Here is a 22,650-nt window from a genome sequence, read left to right on the forward strand (position 1 = left end):
GGGTTGGTACTCCTATCGGGCACGACCTCTTTCCGGTGATCCACGCAACACTGGAAAGTGTTCGGATCCAATAATTTCCAGGAGGGTGTTCAATGGCGAGCACATCATCGGCGACCAAGACCGCAGCTGCAGAATCGAGACCCGCGGGCGGTGATCGATCCGGTGACCCGGCGCTCGAACTGGTCGCCGAATTGGCAGCAGCGGGCCAGCGACTCGTCTTCCGTCAGGGCGACGACTTGAACAGCGACGACTTGAACAGCGACGACTTGAACAGCGACGACTTGAACAGCGATGCCCTGAACAGTGACGATCTGACCTGTGTGGTGCTGTGGCCGTCCGGAGAACCCTCCCTCTCCGATCTGTGCGAGAACTTCGAGTCCCTCGGACTCCGAGTTTCGACGCACCGCCCGCTTCCGACCGTTCTGGGTTCGGCACACTACTTCACCTTCGAGCCGAGCACCTTCGACGGCAGTGCGCTCGAGAAGATGGCGGACGCCTTCGAAGCCGTCATCGCCGGACAGACCCGTATGGACGCATTCTCCAGTCTGATCGGACGAGCAGACATCACGTGGCGCGACGCAGAGTTGCTGCGCGCTGCGTGCCGTTTCCTCGCTCAGGCTCGTATCGGGTTGTCCGAGAGCTACATCGTCGGAGTGTTGGCAGCGAAGCCGCTCTTCGTACGGCAGGCAATCGAACTCTTCACCGCGCGTTTCGATCCCGCAGTAGCAGGTTCGCGTGAGACGGCCGTGGCCACCGCGGCGGCGGCCATCGACGAATCAGTCGACGGTGCAGACACTCTCGACGAGGATCGCGTCTTGCGCGGTGTGCGTTCATTCTTGCAGGCGACTCTGCGCACCAACTGGTACCTGCGCGGTGAGGCCGGCGAACCGCTGCCGTACGCGTCGTTCAAGATCGACTCGCAGTTGCTCTCCACCCCGCAGAAGACAGTTCCTTTCCGCGAGATCTACGTCAGCGCACCCAATGTCGAAGGCGTGCATCTGCGTAGCTCCTCCGTCGCCCGTGGTGGCCTGCGTTGGTCGGATCGATACGAGGACTTCCGCACCGAGGCTCTGAGTCTGATGAAGACCCAGAGCGTGAAGAATTCGCCGATCGTTCCCTCGGGAGCCAAGGGTGCGTTCGTGGTTCGGGGCACGTCGTCACCGACCCCGGCGCAGGTGCAGGAGTCGTACAGCACCTTCATCCGCGGCTTGCTGGACGTGGTGGACAACATCGTCGACGGCGCAGCGGTGCACCCGGCAGAAGTAATCGAGTACGACGGTGAAGACTCCTACCTCGTCGTGGCGGCGGACAAGGGGACCGCACGGTTCTCCGACGTCGCGAACGGCATCGCCGTCGAGCGTGGTTTCTGGCTCGGCGACGCTTTTGCTTCCGGCGGTTCGGCCGGCTACGACCACAAGGCGATGGGCATCACCGCTCGCGGCGCCTGGGTAGCGGTTCGACGCCACTTCGCCGAGCGCGACCTCGACGTCGACACCGATCCGTTCACCGTCGCGGGCATCGGTGACATGTCCGGCGATGTGTTCGGTAACGGAATGTTGCTCTCGCACAAGATCCGTTTGGTCGCGGCATTCGATCACCGCCACATCTTCATCGACCCGAACCCCGACACCGAGACGACGTTTGCCGAACGCGCTCGCCTCTTCACCGTGCCGCGCTCGTCCTGGGACGACTTCGACCGCACCGTGATGTCGCCTGGTGGTGGCGTCTGGCCGCGTAGCGCTAAGTCGATCCGCCTTCCGCTCGAGGCGCGTCAGGTCCTCGGTATCGCCGAGGAGAGGCTGACTCCGCAGGAACTGATCCGAGCGATCCTGTGCGCTCCGGTGGACCTGTTGTGGAATGGCGGCGTCGGTACCTACGTGAAGGCGTCGACCGAAAGCAACGTCGACGCGGCCGATCCGTCCAACGACGCAGTTCGCGTCAGCGCTGACGAGTTGCGTGCAACCGTGGTGGGTGAGGGCGGCAACCTGGGTTTCACCCAGCGTGCCCGCATCGAATATGCCGCTGGCGGAGGACGAATCAACGCCGACTTCATCGACAACGCGGCAGGCGTGGCTACCTCGGACCGTGAGGTCAACATCAAGATCGCACTCGCAGAGTTGGACGCGACCTCGCGCAATGAACTACTCGCGGCGGCCCAGGACGAGGTAGCCGCATCGGTACTCGAGGCCAGTGAAGATCAGACCCTCGCGATCAGCCTGGCCGAGCACCGCGCTCCCGCCCTACTCGATCAGCACGAACGGTTGATCGAGAACCTGGTCTCGGCGGGCGCGATGAAGCGCCTCGAAGAATCATTGCCGGACGCCAAGGCGCTGGCGGTCAGGGCGCGAGCCGGGCAGGGCCTACTCCGTCCGGAACTTGCTGTGCTGGTGGCGCAGTCGAAGAACGTGCTGACGGCGGAATTGGGGGCGTCGACCGTCCCGGACAATCAGATCTTCGCCGATCGTCTCCCGCAGTACTTCCCGCTCTCCGTCGTCGAGGCAGCACCGGACGCGATCCGCGCACATCGGTTGGGCCGCGACATCATCATCACCTCGGTGGTCGACGAACTGGTCAACCGCGTCGGCCCCGGCGTGCTGTTCCGGCTGGAGGAACACCTCGGAGTCCACAGTCCGGAAGCGGCTCTGGCCTACGCAGTGGTCAGCGAAGTGCTCGGCACCGAGGAACTTCGGCGCGAGATCTTGAACTCTGAGCTGCGCGCCACCGAGCAGTTGCAGGCTCTCGATCGCTTGCAGCAGTTGTTGGAATCCGAGATGAGCTGGGTGTTGCGTCGTCCGGGAGCAGCCGGCCGGTTCACCGTGAACCCGCGAGCCGACATCGATCGATGGGCCGCGCCGGTGCGGGCTCTCACCGAAGGGCTGTCGGCCAGCGACCGCATCGAGGCGTCTTTCGGGGCGCTCGCCCTGGCTGACATTGCGTTGCAGGAGAATACGACGGTTCAGGCCGCGGCTGCGATCTACCGGGAACTCTCCGACACCCTCGATCTGGGCGACGTTCTCGGGGGCGTCGACGTTGCCGTCGGTGCCTCGCATTGGGAGGTCATGGGCAGCGCTGCCGTCCACGCCAGGTTGACGGCGCGTTTCGCGGACCTCGTGTCCGGAGCGCTCGGTGAAGGTATTCCGGAGGTCGTCGAGTTGTGGACCGCCGCCAATCCGCAAGCGGTGCGCCGGTTCACGGCCTTGATGTCGAGCGTGAGCCGCAGTGGAGCGCTGGACACCGCCCGTCTCTGCACGGTCGACACCGAACTCGAACTACTCGTTCGCGGTGCGTCCAGTTTCGCTTCGGTACACGCCGCGGAGCGTTCAGCGACCCTCCCAGGCGAGTAGCGATAGCAGCAGTTCGGCTCTGACCCTGGCCTGTCCGAGGTCGCATTGCAGCAGTTCCTCGATGCGTGCGATGCGACCTCGGAGGGTGTGCCGATGAACACCGAGTTCGGCTGCGGCCGATTCCCATTGGCCGTTCGCCTCGAGATAGGCGCGCAAAGACGCGACCAGTGCGGTCCCGTGTGCCTGGTCGTGTTCGGTCAGCACCGGGATGGTGTCCGCAGCCATTGCGATCAGTGCCTCACGGGCAGGCTCGGATGCCAGAATCGTCGAACCACTCAGAGCGTCGAACTCGAGAATGCGGGCAGTGGCCGTCGTGAGATTGGCCGCGGCGCGGGCCTGGACGAGAGCGCGCGGTGCGTCCAGAAGACGGTGAGGGGTGCTGATTCCGGCACGCACCGTCTTCGCCTCGGTGGGGGAGAGCTGCGCCAGTAGTGTTTTGGCAGTGTCGATTGTGTCGGTTCCGCGAAGGAGGACGGTCAGCGAACCGTCCTCGGATTGCGCGAACAACGGCCGGCCTGCTCGCGCGAGAGCGTTGTCGAGTTCGCGAAGAACAGGGCCGAGTCCGGATCCGCGAACGTGGACGACACGGACATTGCCGTGCGTGTCGCTCGCTTCGTCCAAGTACGACGGCACACCGTCCTCGGGGATTCGGCCGTCGAGTAAGAGCCCGAAAGCCATGGCGTTGAGTCGAGTTCGCTCGGCCCGTAGTCGAACCGGTTTCTCGAGTTCGAGAGTGAGCAGCGAGACCGCATGCCCGAGCAACACTCTGTCGATATTGCTCAGGGGCCCGGCGCCCGCCATTGCGAGGTAGCCGTGCCAGCTGTCGGTGACGCCGACGGGGGACAGTGTCAGCGTCCGTTCGGGTGTGCTCTGCGAGATCGACGCCGGAGCGTTGGGATCGCGGGTGGTCGCCGCGACCGCGCGAACCTCGGTGATCAACGACTTCTGGTTTGCCGGATGCACCGCGGTGATCCGATCTCCGACAAACGCCACCGAAGTTTTTGTGGCCGTGGCCAGTTCACGCACGATGGCAGACACGCCTCCGCGCAGCGCAACGCGGGTGATGCGTGTCTGTACTTCTGCCGCGCGGAGTACCGATTCGTATTCCTGCTGGCTCAGACGGGTCATCACCGCGCGCGTGACCGCCGCGAACGGGGTCGTGAACGGCACTTCCAGCAGGGGGAGCCCGCGACTGCGGGCGGCGGCAATCAGGTCTGCGGGCACACTCTCGTGGGAAAGGCCGGTCCCGAAACCCAGAGCCGATACTTCTGCGGCGGCCAGACGGTCGATGTACTCGCTGTAGTCGGTGGCGTCCGCGCCCACCAGTGCCAGCCCGGTGGTGAGCACCAATTCGCCGCCGGAAAGCCACGGGGTGGGGTCCGTCAGCTCTGTGGCCTGCGCAAACGTGACGGGGTGGGTGGCGGCTGCTCGGTCGGTGAGCAGAGCCAGCGAGAGGTGTTTCTGGCGCAAGAGCCACGAGATCGGAACCGTCACCTGATCAAGGCTAGCTGTCGTTGCCGATATGGAGTAGCCCTGGAGCTTCGGGTATCCATTTCGGCAGTGCTTGCGATGCTTCGCGCGTCGCATACTCGAATGCAATACACAACCGAGAGGGTGGTCACATGAGTGCAATCGAATACCGGCTTCCGCAGGAGCGTCGCATCGTCACGGAGTTCCCGGGCCCGCGCTCGGCTGCGCTCGCCGAACGCCGTAAGAAGGTCGTCGGCGCCGGCGTCGCATCCACCCTCCCGGTCTACGTCGCCGACGCAGACGGCGGAGTCATCGTCGACGTCGACGGCAACTCGCTGATCGACCTCGGTGCCGGTATCGCGGTGACCAGCGTCGGTGCTTCCAACCCGGCCGTCGTGTCCGCAGTTCAGGATCAGGTCGCGCACTTCACCCACACCTGTTTCATGGTCGCTCCGTACGAGGGCTACGTCGAGGTCGCCGAGCGTCTCGCCGAGCTCACCCCCGGTGACCACGAGAAGCGTTCCGTGCTGTTCAACTCCGGCGCAGAAGCCGTCGAGAACGCCGTCAAGATCGCCCGTCACGCAACCGGTCGCGACGCAGTCGTCGTCTTCGACCACGCGTACCACGGCCGCACCAACCTCACGATGGCACTGACATCGAAGTCCATGCCGTACAAGAGCGGCTTCGGTCCGTTCGCCCCCGAGGTCTACCGCGTCCCGATGTCCTACCCGTACCGCGAGGGCCTCAACGTCGACGGCTCCAAGATCACGGGTGAGCAGGCCGCACAGCGCGCCATCACGATGATCGAGAAGCAGGTCGGTGCTGCCAACACGGCCGCCATCCTCATCGAGCCCATTCAGGGCGAGGGCGGATTCATCGTTCCCGCAGAAGGATTCCTCCCGACGCTCGTCGCGTGGGCCAAGGAGAACGGCGTCGTCTTCATCGCCGACGAGGTTCAGGCAGGCTTCGCTCGTACCGGCGCCTGGTTCGCCAGCGATCACGAGGGCATCGTCCCCGACCTGGTCACTCTCGCCAAGGGCATCGCAGGCGGCATGCCGCTCGCCGCTGTCACGGGCCGCGCCGAGCTCATCGACGCCGTCCACCCCGGCGGCCTCGGTGGCACCTACGGCGGTAACCCAGTCGCCTGCGCCGCTGCATTGGCGTCCATCGACCAGATGCGCGAGCTCGACCTCTGTGGCCGCGCACGCACCATCGAGTCGACCGTCGTCGGCCGAATGAACGCACTGGCAAAGGAACTCGACGTCATCGGTGACGTTCGCGGTCGCGGCGCCATGCTCGCCATCGAGCTGGTCAAGCCCGGTGGGCAGGAGCCGGACGCCGATATCACCAAGAAGATCGCCGCCGAATGCCTCGCTGCCGGCGTCGTGATCCTCACCTGCGGTACCTACGGCAACGTCATCCGTCTGCTCCCGCCGCTGGTCATCTCCGAAGAGCTGCTCGACGACGCGTTGACCGTCCTCGAGACCGCTATTCGCACTGCAGCACAGGGGAACTGACATGTCCAACGTCTCGGATCTTCTCGACTCGGTACCCAAGGGTCTCTGGCTCGGCGGCAAGCTCGTCCCGGCCGAGAAGACCTTTGCGGTCTACAACCCGGCAACGGGTGAGGAACTCGCCCAGGTAGCCGACGCCGCCGCTGCCGACGGTATCCGTGCGCTCGACCTCGCCGCTGCGGCGCAGGAAGACTGGGCGGCCACGCCGGCACGTGTACGCGGCGAGATCCTGCGCACCGCCTTCGAATTGCTGCACGCCCGCGCCGAGGACTTCGCGCTGATGATGACCCTGGAAATGGGTAAGTCGTTGGCAGAGAGCCGCGGTGAGGTCAACTACGGCGGCGAATTCCTGCGCTGGTTCAGCGAGGAAGCAGTACGCATCGGCGGACGTTTCACGCAGGCTCCGGCCGGCAACGGTCGCATCCTGGTCACCAAGGAAGCCGTCGGACCGGTCCTTGCGATCACCCCGTGGAACTTCCCGCTCGCCATGGGCACACGCAAGATCGGACCGGCGCTGGCTGCCGGTTGCACCATCATCGTCAAGCCCGCCGAGGACACGCCGCTGACCATGCAGCTCCTCGGTCAGGTGTTCGCCGATGCCGGTCTGCCCGACGGTGTGCTCTCGATCCTCCCGACGTCCGACGCGGCCTCCATCAGTGGACCGCTGATGGAAGATGCGCGTCTGCGCAAGGTCACCTTCACCGGCTCCACGGGCGTCGGAAAGCTGTTGGTGCGGGGTGCTGCTGACAAGCTGCTCCGCACGTCGATGGAACTCGGTGGCAATGCGCCGTTCATCGTCTTCGACGACGCCGACATCGACGCAGCTGTCGACGGCGCAATGCTCGCGAAGATGCGTAACGGCGGCGAGGCCTGCACCGCGGCCAACCGCATCTACGTCGCCAACTCGGTGCGCGAGGAGTTCACCGACAAGTTCACCGCCAAGGTTGCGGCCTTGAAGGTGGGCGCCGGTGACGCCGAGGGCACCAACATCGGCCCGCTGATCAACACCAAGCAGCTCGCAACCGTCACCGGACTCGTCGACGACGCCGTGTCCAAGGGCGCTCGCGTTCGCACCGGTGGATCGGCGCCCGAAGGAGCCGGCTTCTTCTTCACCCCAACCGTTCTGGATCAGGTGCCCGCCGATGCGCGCCTGCTGAAGGAAGAGATCTTCGGACCCGTTGCGGCAGTGGTCGGTTTCGACACCGAAGACGAAGCGATCGCGGCTGCGAACAACACCGAGTACGGCCTCGTGGCGTACTTCTACACCCGCGACATCGACCGGGCGATGCGCGTCTCGGCCAAGCTGGACACCGGCATGGTCGGCGTCAATCGCGGCGCGATCTCCGATGCTGCGGCGCCGTTCGGTGGCGTGAAGGAATCGGGCTTCGGCCGTGAAGGCGGAACCGAGGGTATCGACGAGTATCTCGATACCAAGTACGTAGCGCTCTAACTTGCTGTGCGCCTTTATTAACCGCGGGCGGTTAATAAAGGGTCGACCTTGACGCGCATCCAGCTGGGGGTGCCGTGCAGAACCGGCTCCCCGGTGTCGAGCACTGCCCACAGTGACTCGTCTGCAAAACGCTGATCGGCGCTACGCGCAAAGCGCTGGGCCAGATGTTGCTGATGTTCGCCGAGAAGGTGGATCACCAAGGACTCGGCTGCCTTGAGCGCATTGATGCTCGACGACGTCTCCGCGATGTTGAACGAGACGAGCGGCGGCTCGAGGGAGACGGACGAGAACGAGGTGGCGGTGAAACCCACCGGGCCGGTACCCGAATCGAGGGTCACGACGGTGACACCTGCGGGGTGGCGGCGAAGCGCTGCACGGTAGTCACCGGCGCAGATGCCGGTGGACAACTCGGGCGTCGCTGCTACTTCGGGGACGTCGGGGGTGGTGTGGCTGGAAACGGCATTCGGCTTGTCAGACAACGGGAACTCTCCGGCTGGAACTCGAGGTGTGCGGTGTGGTCGAGGTGACTGCGCTCGGCATACACAGACATGCGTCGGTGCGGCACAGATCTACGTGTCGTCGACGCCAGTGGTTACCGGCCGGGGTCCTGGTTGCAGTGCACATGGTGCGTCCAACTATAGGTGGACGCACGTCTGAGTGGGTTCGGACCGGGTTGGCTGAAGTGCGTCAGTCCATGTCGACGGCGAGGCCGGCCGTGATTCGAAGGAGTTCGGAGTACGTCGTGCGAAAGACCGTGTTCGGGTGCCCGGCAGCAGCCCACAATTCGGGGTACTGCTCGAGGGCAGTATCGATGTAGGTGGGCAGGTTGGTGGGATGCCCGAGCGGAGCGACCCCACCGATCGGCTGGCCCGTTGCCGACTTCGCCATTTCCAGCGGCGCCCGCGTGAGCTTGCCTTCGAGGCGTTCGCCGGTGGCTTTCAGATTGACCTGATGTGCGCCGGAGACCAGCAGTAGGACCGGGTCGTCGTCGAGAAGGAACACGAGCGACTTGGTGATCGCGCCTACCTCCACCCCGACGGCCGCCGCTGCCTCGGCCGCGGTGTGCGTGGCTTCGGGCTGTGTGACGATGACGCCGTGGTGACCCCGTGAGATCAGTGTTTCGGCGACGTGCGAGGCGTTGGGGTGGAGGAGGCTCGTCATGAGTTCAGACTAGGACTAGTCGGCGTTCGCCACAGCTGGAGTCGGCGTCGTGTCGGTGGACTTTCGGTTGCGACGGATCGTGAAGCCGAACAGCATGACCGCACCGATCAGTGCGTACAGGAAAAGCGTCAGAGCAGGCTGGCCGACGCCGACGTTGTTGAAGTAGACGATGCTCCGCACGCCTTCGGTGCCGGCGCCGGGTGTGATCCATCGGCCGATGGCGGCATAGAACGAGGGAATCACGTTGGAGCCGAATGCGCCTCCCGCACTGGGATTGCCGAGAATCACGAAGACGGCGATAGCCAACGGGACTGCCAGAACGCCGATGGCAGCGCGCAATCCGAGTGTGAACATGGCGGTGCCGAACACCACGGCTGTTCCCAGGATCCAGAGTGGGAACCAGTGGCCCGCGAAAGTTCCGAGCACGTGTGAGGTGATGAGTGCGCCGAGGGCTCCCGAGATGATCGAGTAGATCGCGATCACGCCCGTGTGTGCGCTTGCCTGGCGGAGGGTCTTCGGCGCACCGATGAACAGTCCGATGGCTGCCGCAAGGAGATAGCCGCCGACGACCCAGCCGACCGAGAGGTAGAAGCCGGAGAGTCCGCGGTTGTCGTGTGCTCCGACGGGGATCTCGTCGCGGACGACGAACTGTCGGTCCTGCGTCGCCTCGACCTTCGTGAACACCGCTTCGAGTGATGTCGCGATGGAGCTGCCTCCCGCGCTCGCGGTGATCAGGGTGTCCGGTCCGGCCGGGTTGATGACAAACGCGCCCTGGATCTCGCGGTCGTTGATCATGCGGCGAGCGGTCGCCGTGCTGTCGACCACCTGAGCGTCGAGCGGGCTGCCGTCGATGGCGTTGAGTTTGTCGGCGATCTGCTGATCCATGCCGTCCGGTGTGCCCTGATCGGCGATGACCGCGATTTCGATGTCTCGCGGAGTCGGCTGATGGAAGGCGGCGACGTAGCTGAGGATGAAGCCCATCTGCAGCAGGAGCACGCCGACGAACAGCGCGGCCATCACCTTGGGCGCGCCGTATTTCACCAGCAGATTGTCGTGGTGGTGTTCGTCGTGGGTGGAGCTGTTGTCTGGTGCGGCGTGTGCCGGATGCGTAGTGGTCACGAAAGAGTCCTGATCTTGTCGAAAGTAAAGAGCTTGTCAATACCCGAGGTATTGAATACTCTAGGTATCGTGACTGAATCTCGTCAACCGGACTGGACGCCGGTAACCCGCCCCGGACGTGACGTGGTGCGGCAAAGACTGCTCGACGCTGCGGCGGAAGAGTTTGCGGAGCGCGGATTCAGTGCTGCACGTCTCACTGAAGTTGCTCGCCGAGCGGGCTTCACCAAGGGGGCTGTCTACTCCAACTTCGAGTCGAAACAGGATCTGTTCGCCGAACTGTTCGCGCAACGGTCTCTCGAACTGGCCGGCCGTGTGCTTGCCGAGATCGCCGGGATGAACCCGGCCGACGCGGCGGGCAAAGGTGGCGAGGCCATTGCAACGTGGATGGTCGACGACCCGGGGTGGTCACTGCTCGTCCTCGAATTCGGAGTGCTCGCCGGACGTGATCCGCAGATCGCTCAGGCGTACTTACGTGAGCGTCGCCACTTGCGCAGTCAACTCGTGGAGTTGATCGGTGAACGTGCCCGCGAATGGGGAGTGGACGATTCCTTCGATGTGCGGACCACTGCAATCTCGTTGATGGCCTTGATATCCGGGCTCGTTCTCGAGCACTCGGTGGATCCGGAAGAAGTTGATCAGAGCGTGATGGGTGCCGCCGTGACGGCACTCTTCGCCGGCGCCGTCGCACGGGCAGGATTGCCCGCCGTCTGAGTTGCTCGGTTGACAGGCAACAGATTTGAGAACTACCCTCTGGGTGCAGTACCTCGTTAGGTGAGGCTTCTGCACGAACACAGGCCACTGATCTCACGACGTCGAGAGACGCCCAAGGTTAGGACAGATCTCCCCGGCTTAAGGGGTGATCCAAAGTGGCTTCCCGGTCTTGATCGGGACACGTCGTGCAGTGCCAAAACTCGGACGTGGAGGTGTTTTCGCAGCTTGATGCCGGTTTCTTCCGGCGAAGGCGAGAGTACGTCGATATTCGGTTCTCCTGGCGTGTGCTGTGCGCATGTACTTTGTGTGGCGTCAACGGACGCCCCGAACTTTCAGGAGGTGGCCATCGTGGACGACCCGCCGAGTCGATATTCGACCCATCCTTCTGTTCTTACCGACGGTGCTCACCCCGGCATTTTGCTCGTCAGTCTCTGACCTTCGCACCCTCGGTTTCATCTGCGCGGCTTTGTCGCGTCCGCTGACGACTTCCGTTGTCGTTCAGCGCATTCTGCTGCCCTCATGCACTGGCACTGTCCCGTGCACGCTGGCAGTCGAGGAGATTCGTCATGTCATTTTCCGTTCTCGCATTGCGGCCACGGCCCACGAGAAACAGTGCACAACAAACACCTTCAACGGTCCTGGCAAAAGAAAGCGCACAGGAATTGGTCGACTACTCGGCCTCGGACACGCGCACCGTTCTCGCAGATCTGACCACGACGGCCAACGGCCTTCGTGACGATCAGATCGACGATCTTCGTCGGCGATACGGGCGCAACGATGTCCGCCACGACCGCCCGGCACCGGCGATCGTGCAGTTCGCGCAAGCTTTCAAGAATCCGTTCATCTTGATTCTGGTGTTCCTCGCCCTGATCATGGTCGGGACCGACGTGGTGTGGGCAGACCCGGAAGACGGTCCCTCCTACGAGGGCATCATCACCCTCGGGCTGATGATCTTTGTCAGTGTGTCCCTGAGGTTCTGGCAGGAATACCGTTCGACTCGGGCTGCCGAGGCACTCAAGGCCATGGTCACGACAACTGTCGCGGCCACTCGCAAGATCAACAACACCGTGGTCACGGCTGAGATTCCGATCGAGCAGCTACTGCCAGGTGATGTAGTCCAGCTTGCCGCAGGCGACATGATCCCGGCCGATGTCCGCATCATCCGGGCCAAAGATCTACAGGTCAATCAGTCAATGCTCAGCGGTGAGTCGATGCCGGCCGAGAAGTCGGCGGAACCGTCGACGGGGATCGACGTCGATCGGCTGCTCGAGGCCGAGAACATCGGATTCATGGGTACTTCCGTCGTGTCGGGCAGCGGCACCGCCGTCGCGGTGCACACCGGCAAGCGGACTTACTTCGGCGCCATGACAGCACAATTGGCGTCCAAGCGACCCGAAACCAGCTTCGACGTCGGGGTGCGCAGTGTCAGCTACCTGCTGATCAAGTTCATGCTGATCATGGTTCCCGCGGTGTTCATCATCAACGGACTGACCAAGGACTGGAGCCAAGCACTACTCTTCGGCGTCGCCACCGCGGTGGGGTTGACCCCCGAAATGTTGCCGCTCATCGTGACTGCGAACCTGGCCAAGGGTGCGCTCCACATGTCGCGCAAGAAGGTGATCGTCAAGCAGATCAACGCGATTCAGAACTTCGGTGCCATGGACGTTCTGTGCACGGACAAGACCGGAACTCTCACCGAGGACCGCATCGTTCTCGGTGAGCATCTCGATACTGCCGGACGTAAGTCCGAGGACGTATTGCGTCTCGCGGCAGTCAATTCCGTGAATCAGACCGGATTGCGCAGTCTTCTCGACGACGCGGTGATCGAGGCCGCCGGTCCCGAAGTGGTCGAGGAGATCTCGCGTCGGCACGGGTTGGTGGACGAGATTCCCTTCGACTTCAAGCGCCGTCGACTCTCCGTGGTGGTCGACCACGGCGACGCCGATCTGATCGTCACCAAAGGTGCAGTGGAAGAGCTCCTTTCGGTCTGTGAATCGGTGGAACTGGACGGGGTGACCCACCAATTGACGCCGGGATGGCTGGCCCGAGTCGACCGTCTGGTCGCGGAACTGAACGGTCAGGGCAAGCGAGTGCTTGCGGTGGCAACCAAGACAGTCGTCGAAGAGCAGCGCCGCGAGTACTCGACGGCCGACGAAGAGGGCATGACCCTGGTCGGACTGCTGGCCTTCCTCGACCCGCCGAAGGAATCTGCGGCCGGGGCGATCGAAGCCCTCGCGAGCCACGGAGTCGCGGTCAAGGTAGTGACGGGTGACAACGAACTGGTCGCCGAAACCGTCTGCGGCAAAGTCGGTATCGATGTCGGGACCGTGGTCTCCGGCGCCGAGATCGAAGCGTTGAACGACGACGCCCTCGACGAGTTGGTGCAGCGGACAACCGTCTTCGCGAAGACGGATCCGATGCAGAAGGCACGCATTGTCGAATCGCTGCGCCGGGTCGGCCACACGGTTGGTTTCCTTGGTGACGGTGTCAACGACGCACCCGCACTTCGGGCGGCGGACGTCGGCATCTCCGTCGACACAGCGGCGGACATCGCCCGCGAATCCGCGGACATCATCTTGCTGGAGAAGGACCTCGGCGTACTCGAACAAGGAGTCATCGAAGGGCGTCGTACCTTCGGAAACATCCAGAAGTACATCAAGATGACTGCGTCGTCGAACTTCGGGAACGTCTTCTCCGTGCTCGTCGCCAGCGCCTTGCTGCCGTTCATCCCCATGATTCCCGTAGTTCTGTTGTTGCAGAACCTGATCTACGATCTCTCGATGCTCACGATCCCGTGGGACCGTGTCGACGACGACTTCCTCGCGAAGCCCCGCAAGTGGGAGACCAAGAGCCTTCGCCGGTTCATGGTGTTCATCGGCCCGATCAGTTCGATCTTCGACATCTCGACCTTCGCGCTGATGTGGTTCGTGTTCGCTGCCAACTCTCCCGAGCATGCAGCGCTGTTCCAATCGGGTTGGTTCATCGAGTCGTTGATCTCGCAGACGCTGATCGTTCACATGATCCGCACCCGCAAGATCCCGTTCATCCAGTCGCGTGCTTCGCTTCCGGTACTGCTCAGCACGGGCGCCGCCTGCGTCTTCGCGCTGGTGTTCCCGTTCACGTCCTGGGGCCATTCCCTCGGGTTGGTTTCACTGCCGTGGAACTACTTCCCGTGGTTGGTCCTCACTCTCGCGGCTTACTGCGTCGTCACGCAGGTGGCCAAGGGAATGTTCATCCGTCGATTCGCGACCTGGCTCTAGGAGTTCACCGTGGAAATCCACGTCATCCTTGTGCGGATAGCGCTCGGACTCGTCCTCGGCGCTGCCGTCGGGATCGAAAGGCAATGGCGCGCAAGGATGGCGGGTTTGCGAACCAACGCGTTGGTGAGCTTGGGTGCGACGCTCTTCGTCATCATGGGCGCGTACGGGTTTCAGGGGCCGGACGCTGATCCGACGCGCGTCGCAGCGCAGATCGTCTCGGGGATCGGCTTCCTCGGTGCCGGGGTGATCATGAAGCAGGGAGCCTCCGTCACCGGCCTGAACACCGCCGCAACCTTGTGGGCCACGGCCGCCGTCGGCGCGCTGGCGGGCGGCGGAATGTACTGGGTGGCGGTGTTCGGTGCCGGTGCGATCATGTTGGCGAATACGTTGTTGAGGCCGTTGGGCCGGATGATGGATCACCAGCCTGCCCGCACCGGACGCGAGGAACCGCCGGCTGACTACACCTTCGAGGTGACCTGCCACGGTGACGCCGAAGCTCACATCAGAGGGCTTACCGTGCAGTCCATTTCGAGGCCGGAGTTCCAGCTCCGGTCAGTGCAGTCCTTCGACATCCCGGACAGCGACCGCGTACGAGTGGTCGCGGAATTGGCCGCAGCAGAGCGTGACGACGGACTCCTGGAATCCGCCGTCAGCCGGCTTAGCCTGGAACCGTTGGTGACTCACGTTCGCTGGGAGGTGGAGCCGTCGAAGTAGATTCGAGGTCTCGGTCAGCTAGCGTGCATGTTCCTGCGGCGCAAGAGAGTTCCCCGGTGCGATATTCGCGCAGTTCGACGGAGCAGGCTTGCCGGTGAATCGGTCGTCGATCCAGGTGAGCGCACCGGGGAGCCAGAGCATGGCGCCGAGGAAGTGGCTGATGGTGTCGTACTGGTCGTACTGAATCGGCAGGCCGGCGTCGCAATACTTGCGTGCGAGGGTACGGACGTCGCCCGTGATCATGACGCCGTCGCCCGCTCCGACGCCGGGGCCACCGGGTTGGGTGCCCTCGATGGTGCCGTTGGCTGCCTGGGCGATGAACATCGGAATCGTCGGTGTGGCTGCGGTGCCCATGTTGATCTTGTTCACGACATCGACGTACTCGGGAACCGTATTGGGATCGGCGTACTCGGGCTTGACCAGTTCCTGCCAGGTCAGACCGGGGTACTGTGCCAGCACGTTGCCGATGGACGCGTCTTCGAGTCGAGCCATGACGTCGCGTCCACGGTCACTGAGATACTTTCCGAAATCGATGTCGTACGAACGCGCAACGCCGACGATTGCCATGCCGACGACGCCGCCCCACCCGATGCTTCCGCTCGCGTAGCGAAGGTTGTTAGCCGGATTGACCAGCACGCCGCCCTGCGCGGCACCGATCAAGTTGTCGTTGATCTCCGGTGCGTACGCGGGAGCGAGGATCGAAGCCCAGTTGGTGGCGATCGCTCCGCCGGAGTACCCCATCAGCGCGATCTCTGCGTCGTCGGTGATTCCGGTTTCCGGGACATCTTTGGCCGCACGCAGAGCGTCGAGCGTCATCATCCCGTATTCGGGTCCGGCAGCGAAGTTTGCATCCGGGCCTTCGGTGTCCGGGACGACGATCGTGTAGCCGAGGGCGAAGAGCGGCCCGAACAAGGCTGCCTCGATGGACGTGAAGGTTCCGCCGACGTTGAAATTGCGCCCACTCGGCGTCCAATCTCCGATCGGGGTGTTACCCGCGATAGCCCGCGACGGACTGTCGTCGGGGTTCAGTGAATCGTAAAAGGATTGGTACGAAACAACTTTGTCCGGTTGAGCGTTGGCCGGGCGCAGGATCGAGGTGACGTTGGCCGACGGCTGACCGAGGGCGTCGGTTGATCGGTAGAGAACCTGCACTGCCTGTATCGGGGTCGGGATGTTGAGAATGGTGTACGGCACGGTGCGAGTCTCGAGGACCGCGCCTGGAGCGTACGACGAGAGAGGCGCCGCGCCCTCGTAGCTGTAGAAACTGTCATCAGGGGACTGGGCAAGAGCCGGCTGCGCGAGTGCTGCCGGTGCACCGACGCCTGTCAGTGCAACCGCGAGTACTCCGACAACTGTGCGAGATAAGACCCTTGACGACATACTCGTCCTCCACATTGGTGTGCCACGCCCCACCCTGAGATCGCGGTGTGACGACCACCATATATTACTCGCGGGTAATGTGGGGATCGGTCAGATCGGGCGCAGGCTCGAGGTCTCGGCGTAGGAAGATTTCGGAGGGCTCGCCTGGGAGTAACAGAACTCCCGCGTCGGTGTATCCCATTGCGCGATAGAAGTTCTGGGCTGATTCGTCGGCGAGTGTGGAGGTGAGGACCTGCGAGTGTCCCGCGCGGCTCATGCGTTTTTCCCAATCTGTGACCAAAGCGCGCCCGATGCCTTGGCCGCGGTTCGAAGACAGGACGGTCAGCATGTTCATGAACGGAATCTCGTCCCAGAACAAGCCCCAGCGGAGCCATCCGATTGGTTTCCCGCTGTCCTCGGCGACGAGTATCCGGCCGCGTTGGACCACTGACGCGAGTTCCTCGGCTGAGATGTGTGAGTCGTGCTCACGTAAGAACGGCAAGTCTGTCTGCGCTGCGACGCGAATGTTCACCACAGAAGTCAGTATCGCCGTTCGGTCGGAGTTGATGGCGTTCGGCTTGGACAGGTAGACGACTCCGGGGATGTGGCTGGGGTCCGGCGGCAATTGGGAGTAGCCCGCTCGGGTGTACAGGCGAATGTTCCGCACGCTCTTGCTTCCGGTGAACAGCTCGAAACTTGTGGTGTGCTCCGGAGCGTTCTGTTCCACGTGCTGCAAGAGGCGTCGGCCGAGGCCGTTGCCCGCCAAGTCCGGTGCCACCATGAGGCGCCCTATCTGCCATGCGGTTCCGTCGGCTGTGCCGCGGACGGCCCCGACGAGCCGTCCGCCGCGTCGTGCGGTCCAGACAGTCGACTCCTGAACCCAGGCTCGGACCGTGGGTAGGTCCTCGTGGAGCGGGGGTATGTCCATGCTGTTGTTCGAGATTGCTTCCGAGACCCAGCAACAGCGTTGTAGAACAAGGATTTCCGCGGCGTCCTCGTCCGCTGCGCGCTCTATGACTATCTCGTTCAATTTCAGTCTTCGTTGTCGACTTGTTCTTCACGAGGGAGATCGGACGCTTTAGGTGCGGCGGGGACCCATTCCCGGAGTGGTTGAACGACTTCGGAATAGAACACCTCGGCTGAACTTGTGACGCTGCTGATGAAACTTGCAGCAGTGCCCGCACGCTTGCTGCCGAGGGGGAAGGACTGTGTCAGCACGAATGAAGTGAGTTGACCGCCTTGCCCGTCCGTCAGTAGACGCGGTGTTGCTCGGGCCGATGTAAGAATCTCGCATGTCGACGCGGCAGGACCGGTGAACAACGCTTCGACCAACAAGTCCTCGGGTGCATTTTTCAATTGACGCAAAGCCCAAGTAACCCGTTTTCCTGCGGTACCTTCGTCAGGAGCGGAAACCGTTGTACTGCAGCTCACTTTGTTGGTTCTCAAATCAGCGGTAACCCGTAACTCTCCGGCTGCGTCGGGGATCCGGAGGGTGGCGCTGAAGGTGCCGTCGTTCGCCAATTCGTTGACCGTCAGCGCGGTACGCGCTTCCGCGTCGTTGACTACCCGGCGGGGCAACACATGTTTGACGACGACACCGAGATCAGCTGTGAACCGCAGCGCAAGATTTCGTGCGAGCGCGATCCACGACTGAGCGACGGCCGCTGCCTTCGGATCTCCAGGACGTAGAGTCCCGGCGCTGACGGAATCGCGTATCGATACCCAGTGACGACCCATGTCGACGAACTCCTCGGCCCCTGACTTGGGATGTTCGATGTACCGGAGAAATTCGCTGAGAATCCAACCTTGCAGAGGATTGTCGATTCCGCCGTGCGAGAGCACCATCCGGGCCTCGTGGATGACTTCTGCCCAAGACAGATGCCGCAGCGCAACTTTGGTGAGCTTGCGCTTGTCTACCTCGACGGGTAATTCGCCGGCGCCGGCAGGCAAGTCGTTGGACAGGCTGATCACGACGTCGTACTTGTTCTTCTTGGCGACGTCGAGATAGTTTTCGAGCTGCTCTCGGGTATGGGTGCCTGCTCCAGTCTTTGCTTCGAGCACGCCGGTCCAGAGCCGGCTTCCGCGGGCGATGCGCCACACCGCATCCGGGATCACCCGAGATTCACCTTTGACGTAGGGAACTTCGACATAGCCCTCGAACGAGCCGGCCGGTGCGCCCACGCGGGACGAAACCGCCCGCGCAAACAATGGAACCGCTTGCATCGTGGAAACCAATGCCGACGTCGTGCGTCGTTCTTGTTCCTCGCCGGTTCCGACGCCGATCACCGAGAAGAGTCGTGCAGGTTGCCAGGTCTCGGACTCGGCGTGCTTGAATTCGGGTAGTGGAGCCTTCTTGGGCACGGGCTTCGCTGTACGAACCCCGCGCTGCCGTGCGGGCTTTGGTGGCGTCGTGGGTTCGGTGACTGGTGGATCGGATTCCGATATCGGTTGGGGTGTCTCCAGCTCAGGTGACGACGGCTCCTCGACGGGGGCATCCTCGCTCACGTCGACTCCGAAGTCTTCGGCGAGCCCGGCGAGTCCTGAAGCCCAACCTTGGCCGATGGCGCGAAGTTTCCACTTCCCGTTGCGCCGATAGACCTGACCGAAGACGAAGGCGGTTTCGGTGGATGCGTCCGCGGTGACGTATTCGGCGATAGGAGAGCCGCCGGAATCGACCAGTTGGAGCGCAAGTTTGCCGAGGTCTCCGAAAGAGCCGGAGTCGACGCTGCCTACCAACGCGATCGCATCGACCTGTTCGGGTACAGCAGCGAGGTGGACGAGGAGGCGCTCGTGCGGGCCGGATTCGGCTTCGCGGCGGCCGAGATAGCGAACCGAGCCGTCAGCAGATTCCTGTTGGTTGTAGAAGACGAAGTCCGCGTCGGACCTGACTTTTCCGTCAGCACCCAGAAGCAATGCCGAGGCATCGACACCGAATTCCGTATTGTCCCAGGTGATCACGATGTCGATCTGATCGAGTTCGTCGGGGAGCTCGATGTTCTGGCCTTTGGACAGAAACTGGTCTTCCACGACTTTCCCCCTCATCACTGTGCACAATCGGATTTCGCCTCTTGATTGTGCCGGGGTGGGTCGAGATTTGTGCGGTTTCGCACCCGCAGGGCAATTGTTCACCCGCAGGCTGAATTTGGCGCGCGGCTGAACAATTGCCGCGCGGCTGTGAATGCAGAGCGTTTCAATTCAGGCATAACAAACAAAACGCCCGCAACCAATTGGTCGCGGGCGTTTCGAGAAAGAACGTCAGACAGTTGCCGGAGTGTTCTCGTCTAACTTCGGATCTGCGTTCGCGATTCGCTTGTTGCGAATGAGGCTGCTGATGAAAGCAGCGCCGATCAAGAAGACACCGACCAGGCCGGTGATGATCTCGTTGATGTGAACGCCGATGGACACCATCAAGATGACGGCCAGAGCGCCGATGGCCCAGTGCGCACCGTGTTCGAGGTAGACGTAATCGGAGAGCGTGCCCTTGCGGACCAGGAAGACCGTGATGGAACGGACGAACATCGCGCCGACGAAGCCGAGGCCGAGGGCGATGATGATCGGGTCTGCAGTGATGGCGAATGCGCCGATGACGCCGTCGAAGGAGAAGGACGCGTCGAGGACCTCGAGGTAGAGGAACAGGAAGAAGCCGGCCTTGCCGGTTGCCTTCGCGAATTCGGTGGGACCACCGGACTTGGTGGTCTCCTCTTCTTCGCCTTCTTCCGGCAAGTTGAACAGTTCACCCAATCCGTTGACCGCGATGTAGGTGATCATGCCCAGAACGCCCGAGATCATGACGGTGGAGACCTTGTCGTCAGCAGCGAGGAAAGAACCACTGAGAACCAGGACGATGCCGGCTACGACGACGGAGAGCTGATCGAGCTTGCCGATGCGAGCGAGGGGCTTCTCCAGCCAGGACAGCCAGGTGATCTCACGCTCTTCGAAGATGAAACCGAGGAAGAGCATCAGCAGGAACATGCCGCCGAAGGCAGCGATCTGCGGGTGAGCGTCGGTGAGGATGGTTTCGTAGCTCGGCTCGCCGTTGGCGAAGTACGCGGCGTCGTCCGCAGGCGGGTTCAATGCCAGATCGAGTGCAGCAACGGGTCCGAGACCGGATGCAGCCCAGACGATCACGAGTGGGAACACCAGACGCATACCGAAGACGGCGATGATGACGCCGATGGTGAGGAAGATCTTCTGCCAGAATTCACTCATTCTTTGCAGAACAGTGGCGTTGATGACGGCGTTGTCGAAGGAAAGCGAGATTTCCAGAATCGACAGGATGATGACGAGGAACAGTGCCTCGGGTCCGCCGTAGATGAACGCAACGATCATCGCGAGGATCGAAATTGCGATGGATAAACCGAATATTCGCAGTACCACGGAGCGTGGCCCTTTCTAGTTGGTCAATGCAGAGTGGTTACTGCAAGCGGTCTCTCACCGCATCCGAACGTGAAAACGGGGAGGGTTCCACAGACTACTGCGGAACCTTCCCCGAGTCAGCTCGTCGAGAGCGAAGATCAGACGTTGACGCCGTAATCGCGCGCGATGCCGGACAGGCCGGATGCGTAACCCTGGCCGATTGCGCGGAACTTCCACTCTGCACCGTTGCGGTACAGCTCACCGAAGACCATGGCGGTTTCGGTGGAAGCGTCCTCGGAGAGGTCGTAGCGAGCGAGCTCGTTGCCGTTGGCCTTGTCGACGACGCGGATGTACGCGTTGCGGACCTGACCGAAGGACTGCGAGCGAGCCTCTGCGTCGTAGATCGAGACGGGGAAGACAACGCTTTCGATCTCGGCGGGAACCGCAGCGAGGTTCACGTCGATCTGCTCGTCGTCGCCTTCGCCTTCGCCGTCCGTGTTGTCACCCTTGTGCTCGATCGAGCCGTCGGGCGAGCGGAGGTTGTTGAAGAAGATGAAGTGCTGGTCGGAGAGGACCTTCTTGTTCGAGCCTGCGCCGATTGCGCTGGCGTCGAGGTCGAAAGCAGCGCCGGTGGTGGAACGCGCGTCCCAGCCCAGGCCGACGACCACTGCAGTCAGGTTCGGGGCCTCCTTCGTGAGAGAGACATTGCCGCCTTTGGTCAAGCTGACGCCCATTCAGGGGTCCTTTCAAGAGGAGAGACAAGGCCCACTACGACGCGAAGTCGTCTTGGGAGTGTGTTTACCTCCACCACCCTAACCGCAGTTCCGGTGTGTTCGCCGTAACAGCAGAATTACGAACCGAGAAGCGAAGTGCTGGACCCGTAGGATTCAATCGTGGTGGGAAGATGGTCGGAGCGCTTCAATCGGGGGGCAAGAGTGGGGGAGTCGGTCAGTCGTGCGCGGGAGGCGCAGACGGCCATGGTTTCGGCGTTCCTCGACATGGACAAGCGGCAGACCATCGCGTCGGCAGCAGTCGACGCTTCCGCCGAGCTGTATCCCGAGCGAGGGTTGCGCGCTGCGTGGGAACCCGTTCGGGATCGGTGCTTCCAGGCTGCGTCGGACTACCTCGACACCTCCGAGCGCTATGGCAACGATCAGGTACTCCACCAGAACCCGAACGGTGCTCGGGCGGCGTTCGAAAAGTCGGTAGCCGAACTCGTCGAGGCGGCGAAGGGCGTCGACGCCTTCTACAACGGGCATCGTGCGCACCTCGAGCAGGCGACGGTCACGATGTCCGCCATTCCCGTCCTCGGCCAACAGGCCCGAACCCTGGCAAACGCCGTCCGGGAAAAACTTGCTGCCACTGATCAGCGCTATCGCGAGTACCCGTCGGTGGTGACGGCCTCCGAACACCTCGACGACGCGGTTGCAGCGCTCGACAATGCGCGCTCATCCGGTCGCGCCGACGCAGTCCGCACGCGGTCCGAGAGTGTCCGCGAAGCGGTATCGGCGCTCGAGGAAGCATTGGCAGAAGCCCCGTCGACCCAGCACCGTGCCGAGATGACGATCTCCTCGGTCTCGACCAGGTTGTCGGCAGTGCGCACTCGAGTGGACCGCCTTGACCCGGCGTACTCCGCACTGCTGCGCGAGTTCAACGCCGCGAGTTCCGCTGACCTCGTCGACAACAGCAGTCGCAGTCGAGCGCATATCGATCAGGCCGACATCGATCTCAAGGAAGCGAAGCAGTCGCTGGCTGCGGGAAACCCCGAACATGCACTGGCTTTGATGGCCGAAGCACGTGTTCACCTCGCCGACGCCGAAGCGTGCGCCGATGCCGTGACGGACCGTCTCGCTACTCTGCGTGCAGTTCGGGCAGATCCGAGCCAAAAGGAACGTGAGGTTCGTTTCCGGCTGAAAGACGCCCAGATGTTCGCTGTTAACCAAGGGTTGGTGGCGGAGTGGGGCTCCGTACTCGATGCTCAACTAGCAAGGATCGAGCGAGCGAGTGCGTCACTGTCGGGAACTCATCCGGACTACTGGTCGTATGTATTACAGCTGGACTCGGTATCGACGTTCATCACCGAAGTTGTCGAGAAGATGCGGGCGCGAGCCGGCAAAAACTGAATGGTCGGGCCGATCGGGGGATCGGAGTTGCTCGACGCGTTGTCACAGGGGGTCGTTTCATGGACTTGA

Annotated in this window: 15 protein-coding genes, 1 pseudogene and 1 riboswitch; of the genes and pseudogenes, 7 read left to right on the forward strand and 9 right to left on the reverse strand. The window is 62.7% G+C overall.

Going from position 1 to position 22,650, the window contains the following annotated elements:
* The first annotated feature begins 92 nt into the window (after positions 1-92).
* Entirely contained in the window at positions 93-3,344 is a 3,252-nt protein-coding gene (locus tag AC1DWA_RS18670) for an NAD-glutamate dehydrogenase domain-containing protein (protein WP_477847486.1), read from the forward strand.
* Here AC1DWA_RS18670 and AC1DWA_RS18675 read toward each other — a convergent pair.
* Positions 3,321-4,838 (reverse strand): PucR family transcriptional regulator, encoded by a 1,518-nt coding sequence (locus AC1DWA_RS18675; RefSeq protein ID WP_019746725.1) that lies wholly within the window; start codon positions 4,836-4,838, stop codon positions 3,321-3,323. The genes AC1DWA_RS18670 and AC1DWA_RS18675 overlap by 24 nt on opposite strands.
* Positions 4,839-4,966: 128 nt before the next feature.
* Here AC1DWA_RS18675 and gabT point away from each other — a divergent pair, with 128 nt between their 5' ends.
* Together gabT and AC1DWA_RS18685 are read left to right on the forward strand one after the other, a co-directional pair.
* The gene (gene gabT, locus AC1DWA_RS18680; RefSeq protein ID WP_007727077.1) at positions 4,967-6,331 is read left to right on the forward strand and encodes a 4-aminobutyrate--2-oxoglutarate transaminase; all 1,365 of its coding nucleotides are present in this window, start codon (positions 4,967-4,969) and stop codon (positions 6,329-6,331) included.
* A gap of 1 nt (position 6,332) precedes the next feature.
* Complete coding sequence (locus AC1DWA_RS18685; RefSeq protein WP_477847489.1) at positions 6,333-7,778, forward strand: NAD-dependent succinate-semialdehyde dehydrogenase; 1,446 nt, start codon at positions 6,333-6,335, stop codon at positions 7,776-7,778.
* 32 nt (positions 7,779-7,810) lie between these two features.
* On the opposite strand, the pseudogene dszD reads toward AC1DWA_RS18685, so the two are convergent.
* From dszD to AC1DWA_RS18700, 3 genes and pseudogenes are all read right to left on the reverse strand, one after another.
* A pseudogene (dszD, locus tag AC1DWA_RS18690) lies at positions 7,811-8,257 on the reverse strand (NADH:FMN oxidoreductase DszD); the annotation flags it as partial.
* A 208-nt stretch (positions 8,258-8,465) separates the two neighbouring features.
* Positions 8,466-8,939 carry a YbaK/EbsC family protein gene (locus AC1DWA_RS18695; protein WP_019746727.1) on the reverse strand — a complete coding sequence of 158 codons (474 nt, stop codon included), beginning with the start codon at positions 8,937-8,939 and terminating at the stop codon, positions 8,466-8,468.
* 15 nt (positions 8,940-8,954) lie between these two features.
* Positions 8,955-10,058, reverse strand: a complete 1,104-nt coding sequence (locus AC1DWA_RS18700) for a membrane protein (RefSeq protein WP_003941129.1) — start codon at positions 10,056-10,058, stop codon at positions 8,955-8,957.
* 126 nt (positions 10,059-10,184) lie between these two features.
* Here AC1DWA_RS18700 and AC1DWA_RS18705 point away from each other — a divergent pair, with 126 nt between their 5' ends.
* The 3 genes from AC1DWA_RS18705 (at position 10,185) to AC1DWA_RS18715 (ending at position 14,743) form a co-directional block, all read left to right on the forward strand.
* The gene (locus tag AC1DWA_RS18705; RefSeq protein WP_029254386.1) at positions 10,185-10,769 is read left to right on the forward strand and encodes a TetR/AcrR family transcriptional regulator; all 585 of its coding nucleotides are present in this window, start codon (positions 10,185-10,187) and stop codon (positions 10,767-10,769) included.
* A 45-nt stretch (positions 10,770-10,814) separates the two neighbouring features.
* Positions 10,815-10,988, forward strand: a riboswitch (M-box (ykoK) riboswitch).
* Positions 10,989-11,335: 347 nt separating this feature from the next.
* The gene (gene mgtA, locus AC1DWA_RS18710) at positions 11,336-14,029 is read left to right on the forward strand and encodes a magnesium-translocating P-type ATPase (RefSeq protein ID WP_080908868.1); all 2,694 of its coding nucleotides are present in this window, start codon (positions 11,336-11,338) and stop codon (positions 14,027-14,029) included.
* Positions 14,030-14,038: 9 nt separating this feature from the next.
* Entirely contained in the window at positions 14,039-14,743 is a 705-nt protein-coding gene (locus AC1DWA_RS18715) for an MgtC/SapB family protein (protein WP_003941187.1), read from the forward strand.
* Between the two features lie 18 nt (positions 14,744-14,761).
* On the opposite strand, the gene AC1DWA_RS18720 is transcribed toward AC1DWA_RS18715, so the two are convergent.
* The 5 genes from AC1DWA_RS18720 to AC1DWA_RS18740 all read right to left on the reverse strand — a co-directional run bounded on the left by AC1DWA_RS18720 (position 14,762) and on the right by AC1DWA_RS18740 (position 21,192).
* Positions 14,762-16,123: a lipase family protein gene (locus AC1DWA_RS18720; RefSeq protein WP_041814613.1), complete on the reverse strand. Its 1,362-nt coding sequence runs from the start codon at positions 16,121-16,123 to the stop codon at positions 14,762-14,764.
* A gap of 64 nt (positions 16,124-16,187) precedes the next feature.
* Positions 16,188-17,132 carry a GNAT family N-acetyltransferase gene (locus AC1DWA_RS18725; RefSeq protein WP_477916904.1) on the reverse strand — a complete coding sequence of 315 codons (945 nt, stop codon included), beginning with the start codon at positions 17,130-17,132 and terminating at the stop codon, positions 16,188-16,190.
* A 2-nt stretch (positions 17,133-17,134) separates the two neighbouring features.
* Positions 17,135-19,129, reverse strand: coding sequence for a TerD family protein (locus tag AC1DWA_RS18730; RefSeq protein WP_477847495.1), 1,995 nt, complete (start codon positions 19,127-19,129; stop codon positions 17,135-17,137).
* Positions 19,130-19,357: 228 nt separating this feature from the next.
* The gene (locus AC1DWA_RS18735; protein WP_134998468.1) at positions 19,358-20,479 is read right to left on the reverse strand and encodes a DUF475 domain-containing protein; all 1,122 of its coding nucleotides are present in this window, start codon (positions 20,477-20,479) and stop codon (positions 19,358-19,360) included.
* A 137-nt stretch (positions 20,480-20,616) separates the two neighbouring features.
* Positions 20,617-21,192: a TerD family protein gene (locus AC1DWA_RS18740; protein ID WP_020906049.1), complete on the reverse strand. Its 576-nt coding sequence runs from the start codon at positions 21,190-21,192 to the stop codon at positions 20,617-20,619.
* 243 nt (positions 21,193-21,435) lie between these two features.
* Between AC1DWA_RS18740 and AC1DWA_RS18745 the strand changes: the two genes are divergently transcribed.
* Positions 21,436-22,581, forward strand: a complete 1,146-nt coding sequence (locus AC1DWA_RS18745) for a hypothetical protein (RefSeq protein ID WP_141487831.1) — start codon at positions 21,436-21,438, stop codon at positions 22,579-22,581.
* The last annotated feature ends 69 nt before the right edge of the window (positions 22,582-22,650 follow it).

The sequence above is a fragment of the Rhodococcus sp. P4_F3_2 genome (genome assembly GCF_056401335.1).

What these genes read in the sequence shown, in the direction of transcription:
- AC1DWA_RS18670 (WP_477847486.1), top strand. Translation starts at nt 93, where the DNA reads ATGGCGAGCACATCATCGGCGACCAAGACCGCAGCTGCAGAATCGAGA.
- gabT (WP_007727077.1), top strand. Translation starts at nt 4,967, where the DNA reads ATGAGTGCAATCGAATACCGGCTTCCGCAGGAGCGTCGCATCGTCACG.
- AC1DWA_RS18685 (WP_477847489.1), top strand. Translation starts at nt 6,333, where the DNA reads ATGTCCAACGTCTCGGATCTTCTCGACTCGGTACCCAAGGGTCTCTGG.
- AC1DWA_RS18695 (WP_019746727.1), bottom strand. Translation starts at nt 8,939, where the DNA reads ATGACGAGCCTCCTCCACCCCAACGCCTCGCACGTCGCCGAAACACTG.
- mgtA (WP_080908868.1), top strand. Translation starts at nt 11,336, where the DNA reads ATGTCATTTTCCGTTCTCGCATTGCGGCCACGGCCCACGAGAAACAGT.
- AC1DWA_RS18720 (WP_041814613.1), bottom strand. Translation starts at nt 16,123, where the DNA reads ATGTCGTCAAGGGTCTTATCTCGCACAGTTGTCGGAGTACTCGCGGTT.
- AC1DWA_RS18740 (WP_020906049.1), bottom strand. Translation starts at nt 21,192, where the DNA reads ATGGGCGTCAGCTTGACCAAAGGCGGCAATGTCTCTCTCACGAAGGAG.
- AC1DWA_RS18745 (WP_141487831.1), top strand. Translation starts at nt 21,436, where the DNA reads ATGGTTTCGGCGTTCCTCGACATGGACAAGCGGCAGACCATCGCGTCG.